This window comes from Segatella copri (genome assembly GCF_009494395.1).
Taxonomy (GTDB): Bacteria; Bacteroidota; Bacteroidia; order Bacteroidales; family Bacteroidaceae; genus Prevotella.
In genome coordinates this window covers 1-14791 of record NZ_VZCB01000021.1, presented here as the reverse complement: position 1 = coordinate 14791, position 14791 = coordinate 1, and the positions used below count along the sequence as shown (strand labels likewise).

Here is a 14791-nt window from a genome sequence, read left to right as displayed (position 1 = left end):
GCCTCGGGCAGGAGTTTCACCCTGGCAAGTGTTCCGGTCTTCTTGCGGTTATAGATGAGCCATTTGTCGCCATCCTCCAACACCTTGACATTGGCTTTCGTGATGGAAACGGTGTCTATGAAGGCTGTTCCTGCATAGCAGGCGAAAAGAAACAGGTCACGGCTAACGGATAGTCTCGGCTTGTCTTCGGGCAGTTCCACATCACGGATTTTTATGAAATCAGACATGCTGAGAGCCTTGGGTGTCGTAACCCTTGGAGTGCCAACCCGATAATGGGCGAACAGCAGGTTCTTGCACAAGCCTCGCTCAAAGGCGATGCGGCACATCTTCTTGAAGAGCGACACATAGATGGTGATGGTTCCTGATGAAAAGCCTTTCTCGTCAAGCAAGTAATGGTGAAAGTCACTGATGAAAGGCTCGGTCAGCTGTCCGAAAGCCAAATCAGTCAACCTATACTTCTCCCCGATGAACTCAGCGAGATTCTTGCGAATCTTTCTGTAAGTCCAGACACTGCTCTTCGACATATCGATGCCCTCATGGGTGCTGAGTTCACTGATATGCTCGTCCACGAAGGAGAGAAGGGTGGTCTGTGTCTTGACGCTGCCCTGCAAAGCCTCCTTGACATCCTTAGCCTCGAAGTCCGTTCTCTTTTCCACAAGCACATCGAAAGCCTTTTGGATGGAAAGCAACAACTGCTCGATGTCCTTGTTGGTCTCCACGGCTTCCTTGCTCTTGCCCTCCAATCGGCTGGCACGAGGATTCCAAAGCGATGGAGTGCAAGACAACTTGCAGGAGAACTGCGCCATAGTCCTGTTCACCGTGATGCGTCCCATGATGGGAGCTTTTCCATTCTTGTCCATTCCGCTCTTTTTTAGGTAGAGCAACACCTTGAATTTTTCGATTTTCATAACGCTTACATTTTGAGTGTGCAAATATAATCATTTTGTAAGCGTTCCTTGATACGCAAAACATTGAGAATCAGTGCAATAAAATCCGTTGATGCACAAAGTTGCCTTTCCGCATTGTTACCTGCTTTGCATAGGTAACTGTGGCTCACGATTTAGTAACTGAACTACTTCAATATTCCTCACTCGCTTGCTTTATGCCGATTTGGCAACTTTGTGCAAATCTGCTCATTCCCAACTGTTTACGTTCCAACCTCTCTTATTCTCCTTTGGCTGCTTTAGAGCTTTATGTTAAAAAAACTAATCCATAGTTTTCTGCCCCGCAGCTCATGGTTTTCTGCCAGGGAAGTCATGGGTTGGCCGATGTGAAATCGTAGTATTCTGCCTTCTCTTGTCCTTATTCTAACGATAAATGATGATCGGCCTTGGTCATCATTTGTGACCCGTTAAAGCCCTCATATAGGCTTGTTTAGGCTTTGTTAAGCCCATATGAAGCCTTCGTCTTCGCATTGTCAATCACCCTCATCTCCCGTTGCCCTATTCTCCTCCTCATCAACCGGGCAGAGTTAACAGGTTAACAGTTAACACCCCAAAAATGCATACTCCCCCTCCCATACATATATAAAAATAAGTATATATATATTTAATATAATAAGGTACGCAAGGGGGAGGTAGGAAAAAACAGCTGTTAACTGTTAACCCTGTTAACCCCTGCTGCTCCCAGATGCTCTTTTAGGAAATTTAAACAAGTATGCTTGGTGGTTTCATCAAAAAAACGTACTTTTGTGGCTGACAACAAACAATATCAAACATAAAAACGACAATGAAGAAACTGAAATTCCATATAGTAGGTCTTACCCACAACGACGTGAAAGGTCGTGAGGTAGAATACACCAAGGAGGCAGAGGGCAGAACCATCTGTCTTGTGCCCGATGACGCCAACCCCTTTGATATGCTGGCTGTGAAAGGTTACGACAAGCAGCTTTTCATCGGCTATGTCTCAGCCCTGGAGGGCGAGGACGTAAGAGCCCTCATCATCGCCCGGAAGGGCAGGAACCTGCGCACCCGATGCCTGGGAAGCAACAGCAAGGAGGGAGCCGATGAGAAGTCGGGACTCCAGCTGATAGTGGAGGCTCGGGTGGACGTATCCGAGCAGGAGATAGAGCAGGCACGCAGGGAAATCTATGACGACAGAATCTATGACGACTGGCACTATTCTGGCCCCATTCTGCCTATCGACAAGCTGACCCGTTTCAGCGATTGCACCATGATGCTGGAAGGCGTCATCAACGACATCATCAGTATCCAGGAGCAACTCTCACGGGATTCAGATTCTTCTCGTGATTCAGATTCCGCAGATGCCGATAAGAACCCTCTTGATGCCGATTCCCGGGCGGCGCTGGAGGCAGAGCTGCGCGACAACCTGGAAGAGGCTAGGGAGCGGCTCAGCAGCTTCATGGAAATACAGCGAAGCGATTATTCGCGCGAGATGACGCAGACGAGAAACCGCATTCTCAACAACCTCGACCTCATAGACGATGAGGAAATCCATCGCATGGGCGAGCAACTGTATACGGAGATGGGTTTCATTACCAGTTCCGCTTACCGTGAGCGTGCAGCCCAGTCTTTCTTCGTAGAAGCGCCTATCGCCATCAAGAAGAAGCAGACGGGCGCCTACGACTATAAGGACCAGCTGGACGCCATAGAACAGCAGCTGCACGCCTTTCCCTATTCGCTCTATCCCACGTTCAAGGCCGACCCGGTAGATTTCCTCCGCCAGGTGTTCTATAAGCGTGTGCCCCGCAAGAAGATGCTCTAGCTGCTTTCCGGCATCGTCCTGATGATCATGAACGGCAGGGTAGATGACGTGAAGCAGTGGGGCAAGCATGGCAATGAGGACTCGCTGATGGCGATGAAGGCTGTGGGCAAGAAGCCTTCGGGCATTGAGTGTAAGATGAAACTCAAGGAGTTGGTGGATGACGCTATCCTTGATATGGCGTCTTATCATAAGCCAAGTACGGGTGAACTTCTGATAAATTGTCAATCCGACTGGTATCCTATATTCCGCATGCTGAATGATTGGAATATATATGATTCGAAAAGCCAGACTGCCTTCTGCCAGTATCTGGAAAAACGATATGAGAATTTAGATAAAGGGGGTGATAAGGAGTTGGCTCCCTGCTGTAAAAGAAAGGATCTGACGCAAGCTGCAGCGGGAATGTTTGATGAAAACGAGACTCAGGCGTGGAGCCGTCTTCATCCGAAAACATGGAAGATAAGCTTCGGCAAGTTCAATCATTACTGCGATATTGTTGATGCTTTCAATAAGCTCATGCGAGAACAGGCTTTTCAGAAGTACCTGAACTTAGAGGATCTTTTGCCGAGCAAGGAAGACTTGGAAGAAGAGGATTCTGAGAAAGAACTGGATTCTGAAGAGGATGAAGCTTGATAAGATTCATGGGGATGTGTGGGGCACATCCCCTTTAATTATGCCTATTATTATACCCCTTTTATACCGATTTCTCGCACCATTATACCGTTCCCGACATTTCATTATACCGCGAAAAACGAATTCCGCCCAAAACTTGCAAACGCCTCATTTATTACTTATCTTTGCATTGCTTTTCAGACAGAAGAGTGGCAGGTTTTGAAAAAAATCCTGCCTAATAATAAATTATTAATATCATATAAACTATGGCAAACAAGAACCTATCTTTTGATGAGTGCAAGCTGCTCAGCAGCCGCCTCATCGCAATGAACCCTAATCGCAATGCAAACATGGGGCAGATTGCTACTTATCTCCTCGATTACTACACCGAGCTCACCAAGCAGTCCTGGCTCAGCAACCTCGTAGGACGGATTCGCGACCTTACCGCCAAGCAGAATCTGATGGGCGAGGAGCAGGAGCAGACTGAGGCCTACAAGCAGCTCGACAAGCAGATTACTGCACTCAAGAAGCAGCTGCCTTTCCGTTCGCCTCACTACTTCCACTTCCTGGACGACCACCGTGCCCAGAAGTCCATCGACCCGGAGGCCTTCACCTTCCAGACTACCGTAGACATCGATAATCCGGAGGAGGTAGAAGGAGCCGTGAAGAGAGCCCTGCTCCTGAACGGAATGTTTGATGAGCCCCAGGAAAAAACCGCCCGTTGGCAGATGTTCAGCGCCGATGACATCGAGCTTTGGAAGGGGAAAGTGCTTCACGTGGAACGCTCAGCCCGCAACAAGGCCCACATCGACATCCGCATCCCTGTAGGGATGACCATCGCTGAGGCTCAGAGCGCCTTCTGCAAGCTCATCCACGCCACCGAAGACCCTAGCTGCGTTACGCCTGAGCGCATCATCTTCATCACCGATGCCGTGAGCCAGATTTATACTGCCGACGACTGGTACAAACATCTGGATAAGGAAGCCGTGGCTGAATATCGTGAGGCTTACAAAAAGAGAGGACTGGACATCGACGGCCGTCCATTGGATGTTGATTCAGCAAAGCATCGTACTGCTCAGCAGAATCCGTCTTCTTCTTCTGCTGCTCCAACCGTAGATTTCCAACCTATCGAGAGCGAGGAGGAGAAGGCGAGAAGGGCTGCCGATGCTGCGCAGTATGAGCAGACCTACGATGGCGTTCCTTACGAGGAGATTACCAAGGCGCTGGTGGATCTGATGGGCGGCGCTCCTGCCCATGGCAACCGCAACAACTTCATCTATCGTGAAGCCTGCCTGCTCAGATACATCTGCAATAGCGAGGCGGCTTGGATAAAGCAGGTAATCGAAATCTTCGGCGAAGACGAGGCGAAGGCGTTCGCCTCTGTAGAGAGCGCCTGCAAGGTGGCTCAGTCCTCGGAAATGCCCCAGCTCGTGAAGCAGGCGATAGAACTTGCCCGTAAGAACTATCTCGCCAAGCAGGCCACCGAGAAGGCGGGTATCTATGCCGATGTTCCTCCCCAGTTGCCTGCCAAGCTGCCTAAGCTCATCAAGCTGCTCACCAGCAAGGTGCCGGATGATTTCAAGGCGCCTGTGGCGATGGCGGTCTTCCCTCCGCTGGCTGCTCATCTCAAGGGCGTCAGCTTCCGCTACATCGACAATCAGGTGCATGAGGCGGCGATGATGAATCTGCTCGTAGCGCCTATGTCGTCAGGCAAATCGGCGGTAAACGGACCTATCAACAGCATCATCGAAGACCTGGTGCAGATGGATAAGGTGAACCGTCAGAAGGAACAGGAATGGAAGGACGAGGTGAACACCATGGGCGACAACAAGAAGAAGCCGGTGCGTCCGGAAGACATCTGCATCCGCATCGTTTCGCCCGACCTTACCCGTGCAGCCTACATCCAGCGTCTGGACGATGCGCAGAAGGCTGGCGATGCCTATCTCTACTGCAAGATGGACGAGGTGGACATGCTCAGGAAGTTCAACGACCCTAGCCAGCTGATTCGTCTCTGCTGGGACAATTCAGAGGACGGTCAGGAGCGCGTGGGTACCAAGAGCGTTACAGCCCGCGTGAAGACCCGTTTCAACTGGAATGCTTCCACCACCATCGCCGTTTCGCAGAAGTTCTTCTCGGTTCGTGAGGTGGCTGATGGAGCCGTGAGCCGTCTGTCGCTTGCCACCATCTTCCGTTCAGAGTTTGATCCTTGTCCGGTTGTTGGAAATTATGATGCGCAGTTCAAGTCGCAGCTGGCTCCTTACATCCATCAGTTGAACGCCACCAGCGGTTTCAAGGAGTGCAGGAAGGCGCACCAGCTTATCGAGCGCCTGTGCAGTGAGCTCATGGAACTGGCTCAGCTGGCTTACAACAGACCTTACGCCGAGTTTGCCAAGCGCAGTCTGGCGAATGGTTTCCGCAGGGCGATGGTGCTTTATCTGGCGAATGGCGAGAAGTGGGAGAAGGCGATAGAGGATTTCATCGTATGGAGCGTGAAGTATGATTTGTGGTGCAAGATGCGTTTCTTCGGCAATCAGATGCAGGAGGCGATAGATGCAGACAACCGTTCTATCTATCATGCATCCGGTGTGAGCAATCTTCTGCTCTTCGTGCATGATACTTTCGATAAGGCAGAGATTCAGGAAGTCTGCATGGTTCATGGCACCAAGACCAAGCTTGCCGTCCTCCTGTGCACCTGGAAGAAGCGTGGCTTTATCGTGAAGAACGAGGACGGCACCTTCTCCAAGACCGCCAAGTTCATCGGCAAGTACGGGCACTACGGAACGCCGGGAATGGCTGCGTAGAATAGGTTAGGCACGGATTACACGGATGTTCTATGAGATTATGAATGCGTTTTGATTGACTCCCGTTAGGCGTCCCGGCGGATTTGCAATCCGCCGTCAAAAAGATTCGACCTATTAAAATCGGGGGATTTGCAATTCCCCAACACCAATAGGAAAAGCAATCTTGCTTGCTGCGGATTTCAAATCCGCAGATCTTCAATAGGTAAGGACCTTTTTTAACGCCGGATTTCAAATCCGGCGGGACGCCTATCGGACGTATTTTTTGCTTGATGCCTAGCGAAAGGCTCTCCTTCGCTTTTATCAGTTCGCCCTGAACCAACGGTCACCGGCCGAAGGTAAAGGGCAAAAGCTTTAAAAATATCGCCTCCTTCTGTAACGGGAATGTAAAGGTTCTTGACCTTAATCAAGAAATCGGGGTGTTCTGAAACTTTTCTCCTAAAATATTTGTGTGCGAACACAAAAGTTCGTACCTTTGCATCGGAAATAAGAAAAAAGGATAAAAGATTGATAATATCAGGATACGAAAGGTATTGATTATAAGGAAGAAAGATTGATTACATCAGGATACGAAGGTATTAGGATCTAGGTAAAGATTGAAAAAGGGATAACAATAAAAGATTGTTAATAAAAAGGATAAGTTTGATTTAAAGTTAAGAAAGGGAAAAGTTATGTTAGTATTAGGAATTGCATTCGCAGCAGTAGTAGCATTCGCTGCAACAGTTGGCGCAGCAAGCAACAAGCTCGCTTAAGTAATAAGCCAACGAGGTAAGGAACTTTAAAAGTTCAGAAACAGTAATTGAAGCAAAGTAGGAAGCCAATATGGGCTTCCGAGATGCAGAGGGAGAGTCAACAGGGCTTTCCTGGGATTGAGGAGCGAATGATGCTCCTTTTTTCGTTTAACATTGAATATCAGACAGACATACATATATATAAAAAGAAATCGGGTTGGTTAACAGGTTAACAGTTAACAGCCCGATTTTCTTTGTTTTCTCTATTTTTTAAGATAAGGCTTCAGGATTCTAATCCTGTTCTGGTAGCCTTTTCCGAGCAGATGCAAGCCATCATTGCTGTAATCCGGGTTCATGTCCTGGGTTCCAGGAGCCACGAACTCAGAGAAGAGGTCGATGTAGGTCAAGCCACGGCGGTTGGCGATGTCCTTGATCAGGGCGTGTGGGCAATGGCTTCTGCTTTTTGCTTTTTGGCTTTCTGTTAAGAACTACTTGAAAATCAGGGTGGTGAGCCTGTCTTTATCAAACAGCTCCTGAGCCACGGCTTGAATCTGGGCGGCGGTAATCGCATCCACCTGCTCATAGAGGCGGTCAACGTTCTTCTCCCAGCCATAGTGCAGGAAGCTCTTGCCGAAGTCGAGGGCGAAGTTCTCACGGTTGTCGCAGGCCACGCCTATCTGCCCCTTGATCTGCTTCTTGGCAGCCTTGAGCTGCGCATCGCTCAATGGCTTCTGCATGAACTTATCCAGCTCCTTGCGAACCAGGCGGAGGCAGCGCTTCACATCGTGCTCATCGCAGCCGAAATAGATGCTCCAGGTGCCCGTGTCGCCATAAGCCACCATCGTGCTTTCTACGGTGTAAACCAGTCCGTTGTGCTCTCTGAGGGCAAGGTTCAGCTTGGCGTTCATGCCCGGTCCTCCCAGCATATTGTTGAGCAGATAGAGCGGCATTCGGCGGTCGTCGTTCACATCGTAAGCTCGGGTTCCTATCATCACATGAGCCTGATGCGTATTCTTCTGCATCACAATCGTCTGCCCGGCAATTCCATCTCCCACAGATGGATAATTTTTAGGTCCCACAGATGGATATTTTTTAGGTCCCACAGATTTCACAGATGACACAGATTTTTCTTCAGCAATAGATTTTTCATCCCTTGAAATCTGTGTAATCTGTGAAATCTGTGGGAGATTTTCTGCAGCAAGCTTGCTCATAGAATCATTATCTGCGAGCGCCCTCCCGATAAGCTTCACCAGCTTCTTGAAATCAATATCTCCGTATGCGAAGAATATCGCATTATCCGGTCGGTAAAGCTTCTGCGTGAACCTCAGCGCATCCTCCGTCTTGAAGGAGCGAACCTGCTCGGCAGTGCCCAGGATATTATGCCCCAGCGGCGAACCCTTGAAGAGGATATTCTCGAACTCATCGTAAATCAGTTCGGCTGGCGAATCATTATAGCTCTCAATCTCATCGCAGATTACCTCCACCTCCTTATCTATTTCCGCTTGCGGATAAACCGAGTGGAAGACGATGTCGGAAAGCAGGTCCACGGCCCTTGCGATGTGCTCCTTCAGGATGGCAGAGTAATAAACCGTGCCCTCCTTGTTGGTGTAGGCATTCAGGTCGCCGCCCACGCTCTCCAGGCAGTTGAGAATGTGCCACGCCTTGCGGCGCTCGGTGCCCTTGAAGGTGACGTGCTCGCAGAAATGAGCCAAGCCCTCTTCGCCTGGCTCCTCGTTGCGGGTGCCGGCGTTTATCTGATAGCCGCAATACACCACCTTGCTATCTGATGGCAGGTGGATGATGCGGAGTCCGTTGTCTAATGTATAAGTATTGTATTTCATTTCAAGGTGCAAAGTTACATTGAAAATGTAATTTATCCAAAATATTGGGCATTTATTTTGCATTATCGCCAAAAAGACTTATCTTTGTCCCCAAAAACAATATAAAAGAGACATAAACAATGCGTAAGGTTATAGGAATAGGAGAGACCGTGCTTGACATCATCTTCAAGAACGGCAAGCCGATAGAGGCAGTACCGGGTGGCTCATCGTTCAATGCAGTCATCTCGTTGGGACGTGCGGGCGTGAATGCTTCGTTTATCAGCGAGGCGGGCAACGACCGTATCGGAGAGTATGTGATTCAGTTCTTGAGAGATAATGGGGTGAATGCAGACAACGTGAGTATCTTCCCTGATTCGAAGTCGCCACTCTCGCTGGCGTTCCTCGACGAGAACAACAATGCTGACTACATTTTCTACAAGGATCATCCTCACGACCAGCTGGAGTTTGCCACTCCCGAAATCAATCCCGATGACATCGTGCTCTTCGGTTCGTTCTTCGCTCTGAATCCTGTGGTCCGTCCTCAGGTGGCTGGTTTTCTGGAGTACGCCAAAAGTCGTGGCGCCATCCTCTATTATGATGTAAACTTCCGCTCTTCTCATCAGCATGAGATTATGAAGATTACGCCTAATCTGATAGAGAACCTGGAGCACGCTGATTTTGTGCGTGGAAGCCACGAGGACTTCGGAATCCTCTATAAGAAACCGGAGGCTGACAAGGTGTATAATGCCGAAATCAGTTTCTACTGCAAGAAGTTTATCTGCACCCAGGGCGCTGAGCCAGTAGAGGTTCGTGCCGAGAACGGCTTTGCCAAGAGTTATCCTTCGGAGAAGATGAAGCCGGTGAGCACCATCGGAGCCGGCGATAACTTCAATGCCGGTTTTGTATTCGGACTGATTAAGGATGGAATCACCCGCGAGGATATCGACCGCGGCTTATCTGAGGCGCAATGGGATAGCCTGCTTGCATCGGCCCAGGATTTCTCCACCGAATGCTGCAAGGACATCTACAACTATGTTTCCAAGGAATTTGGAGAAAGAAAAAACTTGGAACTTTGAACAGGGAACTTTGAACTTTATGATTAGTAGAAGTTGTTTGAGAAACAGCATATCATAATGTTCAAAGTTCAAATCTCAAAGTTCAAAGTAAATAAGTTCAAAGTACAAGTAATCATAAAGTTCAAAGTTCAAATCTCAAAGTTCAAAGTAAATAATATGACAGAAATTACAAACAAGATTTATTACGTAGGCGTTAACGACCGCAACAAGCATCGTTTTGAGGGCCTTTGGCCTTTGCCTAATGGTGTGAGCTACAACTCGTATATCATTGATGATGAGAAGGTAGCGCTGGTAGATACAGTGGAGGTAGATTTCTTCACCCAGTTCCTCGAGAACATTCACGAGGTGATTGGTGACCGCGAAATCGATTACCTCATCATCAACCACATGGAACCTGACCACAGCGGTTCCATCGCCCTCATCAAGAAATATTACCCTAACATCAAGATTGTGGGCAACAAGAAGACTCTGGGAATGCTGGAAGGCTTCTATGGCGTTACCGATGATGTGGTAGAGGTGAAGAATGGCGAAACCCTTTCTCTGGGCAACCACGAGTTGAGCTTCGTTCTCATCCCTATGGTTCACTGGCCAGAGACGATGGTTACCCTGGATGCGAAGAACAAGGTGCTCTTCTCGGGCGATGCCTTCGGCTGCTTCGGTGCGCTGAACGGCGGAATCATCGATACGGAAATCAACTGCGTGACTTTCTGGCTGGAGATGGTTCGCTACTACTCAAACATTGTGGGTAAGTATGGAATCCCTGTTCAGAATGCGTTGAAGAAGTTGGCTGGCGTGGAGCTGGATTATATCTGCTCAACCCATGGTCCTGTTTGGCACGAGCATATTGAGAAGGTAATCGGCATGTATGATAAGATGTCGAAGTACGAGACTGAGCCGGGCCTCGTTATCTGCTACGGCACCATGTACGGCAACACCGAGCGTATGGCTGAAATTATCGCCCGTTCAGCAAGCAAGGCAGGCGTGAAGAACATCGTGATGTATAATATCTCGAAGACTCACCACAGTTACATTCTGCGCGACATTTTCCGCTACAAGGGTCTTATCGTGGGTGCTCCAACCTACAATGCCGGTCTTTATCACGAGATGGAGGTTCTCCTCTCCGAGCTTGCCAATAAGGACATCAAGAACCACCTCCTTGGCTGGTACGGTTCTCATTGCTGGGCAAGCAAGGCAGTAGCAAAGATTCAGGAGTGGAACGAAACCAAGCTCCACTACGAGCCAGTAGGCGAGCCAGTGGATATGAAGCAGGCGATTACTCCAGAGGTCAAGGCGCAGTGCGAGGCGCTGGGTAAGGCAATGGCAGAGAAGCTGCTGGCAGAATAGGAGATTTCTTATTAGAGATTATTATAAAAGAGCGAAAAGGCAACTGAGGTTAACAGAGTTAACAGTTAACAGTTGTTTTTCCGCTCTTTCTTTGTTTAAATACCTTTAAATATTTCGTGTAAATTACGATAAAACTTGGTGAAGTTGTATAAAAAGCGTATATTTGCGACTGAAAAACGTGTCTTGACACAAAAAAACGTCATAAACTATGTATTTTGAACGTAAAGCATACTTGAAAGAACTCATCTCGGCAGAAGGCAATGGGATGATAAAGATTATCACCGGCATTCGCCGTTGTGGTAAGTCTTTCCTCTTGTTCAACATCTTCCGCAAGCATTTGCTTGAAAGAGGTGTTGCGGAAGATCATATCATACAAGTAAATCTTGAAGACCGTAGAAACAAGAAACTTCGTGATCCTGATGCTTTGCTGGAGCATATAGATGCTCAGATGAAAGATAAGGATAGGTATTATATTCTCTTGGATGAGGTTCAGATGGTGAAGGAGTTTGAAGATGTGCTCAACTCTTATCTCCATGTAGAGAATGCTGAGGTGTACGTAACTGGTTCCAATGCCCGATTTTTATCGAAGGATGTGATAACTGAATTTCGTGGTAGAGGTTGGGAAATCCGAATCCATCCGTTGAGTTTTTCTGAATATTATGAAGTGATAGGAGGGGAGGAGCGTCAAGCCCTGGAAACCTATTATCTTTATGGTGGATTGCCTGCTGTGGCGCAGATAGAAACTCCTGAAGCGAAACAGAATTATCTTCGTGAGATTTATGAGACGGTTTATCTGAAGGATGTTTTGGAGCGTAATCGCCTGAAGAATTCTGATGGAATGCGCGAGTTGGTGCGCCTTCTGGCTTCTACGATTGGTTCCTGTACGAATGTGCAGAGAATTTCTAATACGTTCAAATCTGTTGGAGGAGTGGAAATCGGTACTAAAACCATTGGCAGGTACCTGGAGAACCTGCAGGATTCCTTCATCATCAGTGAGGCTTTGCGTTATGATGTGAAGGGGCGTAAATACATAGGTACTGGTACCAAGTATTACTTCGAGGACATCGGTATCAGAAATACCGTGGTAGATTTCCGACAGATAGAATTCACCCATATCATGGAAAACGTGGTTTATAACGAATTGCGGAAGCAGGGTTATACTGTGGATGTGGGATCGGTGGAGAGCTTCAAGCGGGATGAGAATGGCAAGCTGCAGCGTAGGAATCTTGAGATTGATTTCGTGGTGAACCGTCATGATGAACGCCTCTATATCCAGTCGGCTTATGCCTTGCCGGATAAGGAGAAAGTAGATCAGGAGCAGGCTTCTCTTTTGAATGTAAACGATGGCTTTCGCAAACTGATTATCGTAGGGGATAGGTATCGTTCGGGTTATAATGAAGAAGGCATTCTGATGATGAGCCTCTCCGATTTCCTTTTGGGGAAAGAAAATAAGGGATAGATGGTCTTGAAGAAATATCAAGAGCGGAAGAACAGCTGGGGTTAACAGAGTTAACAGTTAACAGTTGTTTTTCCGCTCTTTCTTCATCTATTTTATATAGGATTTTTATGCCTCGCAGAGCTTTGTCAATTCTTCCAGGTTATCCGCCACTTCAATCACATCCCGCCAATCGCCGCGAATCATGCTTTTCTCTGCCATGTCATCCAACAGGGCGATGGTGGAGTTCCAGAAGCCTTTCATGTTGTAGAGAATCACCATTTTGTGGTGGTAGCCGATGGTGTGGGCGGCGGCGATGGTGAAGATTTCATCCAGTGTGCCGATGCCGCCAGGAAGGGCTACGAAGATGTCGCTCTGGGCAAGCATCAGGTCCTTGCGGTCGCTGAGATTATCACACGGAATCTCGATGTCGAGGTCAGGGAAGGTTCTGCCGCCTCGCTCTACAAGCGTAGGAACCACACCGATGGTTCTGCCGCCATTCGCCTTCACTGCCTTGCCGATGCAATCCATCAGACCGGAGTTGCAGCCGCCGAAAACCAGGTCGTGGCCGTTCTCTGCCATCCATTTTCCCATCTCTTCTGTCAACGTGAAGAAGTCGGGGTCAATATTCTTATTTGCTGAACAAAAAACTGCTATTTTCATATTGCTTTATCTTCTATTTGATAATGTTTTATCTGTTATTTATTGATGTTTAGGCAAAGGTACGCAAAAATATCGAGATAATTGGGCTCTTTTTGCGGATAATTTCTTAATTTTGCAAACTATAACTAATCTTATAAACGAAAAGATAGAAATCTTATAAACGATACAAGAGAATGAAAAGGATTATCACATATAGTATCATCGCATTGTTGCAGGCGTCTGTGTCGCTTGCACAGACCTCTCCGAAGCCGAAGCTTCAGAAGCGGGAGAAGTATGAATGGCAGGGAGAGATTCCTACTTACGTTGAAACGCTGAAGAAGGAACTGACCTATCCGATGGCTTGGGGAAACAGTCCGATTAAGAACTTCAAGAAGTGGAAGAAGGCGGCAAGGGAGAAGGTGTTTGAATGCATGATGACGCCTCCGAAGGCGGCTGCGGCTTGGGATATGGAAGTCTTGGGCGAGGAGCAGAGAGACGGGTATAAGGCGCAGAAAATCGCCTTCAATATCAACGCCTATTCCCGAATTACGGCTTATCTTCTGATTCCGGATGGCAAGGGACCATTCCCAACAGTCAATGCGCTTCATGATCATGGTGCCCATCTCTTTATCGGAAAGGAGAAGATGATTCGCCCTTTCTTTACTCTGGAAGAAAAAGATTCCCCTACGAAGCAGGCGCTCTGTCAGGAGATTCTGGACGATGCAGATGCGTGGGTAAACCAGCTTTACGAGGGTCAGTACGTGGGCGATTATCTGGCGAAGCATGGCTACGTAGTCTTTTCGGCAGATGCGCCGATGTGGGGAGAACGAGGCCGGAAGGAGGGCGTAGATAGAAACAAATACGATCTCATCGCCGGCAACATGATGATGCTGGGTAGAGACCTCTCTGCCTTCATGACTTACGATGATATCGCCAGCACCGAGTTCCTGGCTTCGTTGCCGATGGTGGATGCGAAGCGTATCGGATGCGTGGGCTGTTCGATGGGAGCCTATCGCTCGTGGATGCTCTCTGCCTTATCGGATAGAATCAAGGCGGGTGCTTCCATCTGCTGGATGATTACCACCGATGCGCAGCTTACCCGAAGATTCGGAAGAAAGGAGAATGGCGGCTTTGCGAATTGCATTCCGGGTCTTCGCCAGTATCTCGATTATCCCCACATTGCTTCCCTCGCCTGTCCGAAACCGATGCTCTTCATCAATGGTACAAAAGACAAGCTCTTCCCAGTGCCCGGCGTAGAAGATGCTTTCGCCGAAATGCATAAGGTTTGGAAGAGTCAGGGAGCAGATAATCTGCTGGATACAGAGCTTTGGGAAATCCCTCATTCCTGCGGTTTGAAAGCGCAGGAGAAAATGCTGGAGTTTCTGGATAAGAATCTGAAATAAGAAGATAAATAAAAGAGTGGGAAAATAGCTGGGGGGTTAACAGAGTTAACAGTTAACAGCTGTTTTTCGCTCTTCCCCTTTAATTCAACAAAAGTCTACTACGCTAACCCCTTAAAAACAGCGTTAGCGTAGTAGACTTTTGAGTATTCTAAATCACTGCTGTCCCGTTTAGAAATCATCGGGCCTGAAAAGGCTAGGATATAGCCAAT

The 14791-nt window shown here is 48.1% G+C and carries 11 protein-coding genes; 7 read left to right on the top strand and 4 right to left on the bottom strand.

All coding sequences use genetic code 11. The features are described 5' to 3' along the window. A partial coding sequence (locus F7D73_RS02710; RefSeq protein ID WP_153122177.1) for a site-specific integrase occupies positions 1–908 on the bottom strand: 908 nt, incomplete at its 3' end. 820 nt (positions 909–1728) lie between these two features. Here F7D73_RS02710 and F7D73_RS02705 point away from each other — a divergent pair. From F7D73_RS02705 to F7D73_RS02695, 3 genes are all read left to right on the top strand, one after another. Then, the gene (locus tag F7D73_RS02705; protein ID WP_153122176.1) at positions 1729–2724 is read left to right on the top strand and encodes a hypothetical protein; all 996 of its coding nucleotides are present in this window, start codon (positions 1729–1731) and stop codon (positions 2722–2724) included. A gap of 27 nt (positions 2725–2751) precedes the next feature. Then, positions 2752–3354, top strand: coding sequence for a hypothetical protein (locus F7D73_RS02700; RefSeq protein ID WP_153122175.1), 603 nt, complete (start codon positions 2752–2754; stop codon positions 3352–3354). A gap of 245 nt (positions 3355–3599) precedes the next feature. Beyond that, positions 3600–6134: a hypothetical protein gene (locus tag F7D73_RS02695; protein WP_153122174.1), complete on the top strand. Its 2535-nt coding sequence runs from the start codon at positions 3600–3602 to the stop codon at positions 6132–6134. A 991-nt stretch (positions 6135–7125) separates the two neighbouring features. Here F7D73_RS02695 and F7D73_RS02690 read toward each other — a convergent pair. After that, on the bottom strand, positions 7126–7269 hold the full coding sequence (locus F7D73_RS02690) for a hypothetical protein (RefSeq protein WP_153122173.1): 144 nt from the start codon (positions 7267–7269) through the stop codon (positions 7126–7128). A gap of 81 nt (positions 7270–7350) precedes the next feature. Then, positions 7351–8703 carry a M16 family metallopeptidase gene (locus F7D73_RS02685; RefSeq protein WP_153122172.1) on the bottom strand — a complete coding sequence of 451 codons (1353 nt, stop codon included), beginning with the start codon at positions 8701–8703 and terminating at the stop codon, positions 7351–7353. A gap of 119 nt (positions 8704–8822) precedes the next feature. Between F7D73_RS02685 and F7D73_RS02680 the strand changes: the two genes are divergently transcribed. The 3 genes from F7D73_RS02680 to F7D73_RS02670 all read left to right on the top strand — a co-directional run bounded on the left by F7D73_RS02680 (position 8823) and on the right by F7D73_RS02670 (position 12561). Next, positions 8823–9758 carry a carbohydrate kinase family protein gene (locus tag F7D73_RS02680; RefSeq protein ID WP_153122171.1) on the top strand — a complete coding sequence of 312 codons (936 nt, stop codon included), beginning with the start codon at positions 8823–8825 and terminating at the stop codon, positions 9756–9758. 156 nt (positions 9759–9914) lie between these two features. Then, entirely contained in the window at positions 9915–11102 is a 1188-nt protein-coding gene (locus tag F7D73_RS02675) for an FprA family A-type flavoprotein (RefSeq protein WP_153122170.1), read from the top strand. A 208-nt stretch (positions 11103–11310) separates the two neighbouring features. Then, on the top strand, positions 11311–12561 hold the full coding sequence (locus F7D73_RS02670; protein WP_153122169.1) for an ATP-binding protein: 1251 nt from the start codon (positions 11311–11313) through the stop codon (positions 12559–12561). A gap of 105 nt (positions 12562–12666) precedes the next feature. On the opposite strand, the gene F7D73_RS02665 is transcribed toward F7D73_RS02670, so the two are convergent. After that, a complete protein-coding gene (locus tag F7D73_RS02665; protein ID WP_153122168.1) occupies positions 12667–13200 on the bottom strand; it encodes a TIGR00730 family Rossman fold protein in 534 nt (177 codons plus the stop codon). Between the two features lie 173 nt (positions 13201–13373). On the opposite strand from F7D73_RS02665, the gene F7D73_RS02660 reads away from it, so the two are divergent. Then, on the top strand, positions 13374–14582 hold the full coding sequence (locus tag F7D73_RS02660; protein ID WP_153122167.1) for an alpha/beta hydrolase family protein: 1209 nt from the start codon (positions 13374–13376) through the stop codon (positions 14580–14582). Positions 14583–14791 lie beyond the last annotated feature (209 nt).

Bases quoted from the DNA above. Each gene is read 5' to 3' on its own strand.
- F7D73_RS02680 (WP_153122171.1), top strand. From the start codon at position 8,823: ATGCGTAAGGTTATAGGAATAGGAGAGACCGTGCTTGACATCATCTTC.
- F7D73_RS02670 (WP_153122169.1), top strand. From the start codon at position 11,311: ATGTATTTTGAACGTAAAGCATACTTGAAAGAACTCATCTCGGCAGAA.
- F7D73_RS02700 (WP_153122175.1), top strand. From the start codon at position 2,752: ATGAACGGCAGGGTAGATGACGTGAAGCAGTGGGGCAAGCATGGCAAT.
- F7D73_RS02705 (WP_153122176.1), top strand. From the start codon at position 1,729: ATGAAGAAACTGAAATTCCATATAGTAGGTCTTACCCACAACGACGTG.
- F7D73_RS02675 (WP_153122170.1), top strand. From the start codon at position 9,915: ATGACAGAAATTACAAACAAGATTTATTACGTAGGCGTTAACGACCGC.
- F7D73_RS02695 (WP_153122174.1), top strand. From the start codon at position 3,600: ATGGCAAACAAGAACCTATCTTTTGATGAGTGCAAGCTGCTCAGCAGC.
- F7D73_RS02665 (WP_153122168.1), bottom strand. From the start codon at position 13,200: ATGAAAATAGCAGTTTTTTGTTCAGCAAATAAGAATATTGACCCCGAC.
- F7D73_RS02660 (WP_153122167.1), top strand. From the start codon at position 13,374: ATGAAAAGGATTATCACATATAGTATCATCGCATTGTTGCAGGCGTCT.
- F7D73_RS02685 (WP_153122172.1), bottom strand. From the start codon at position 8,703: ATGAAATACAATACTTATACATTAGACAACGGACTCCGCATCATCCAC.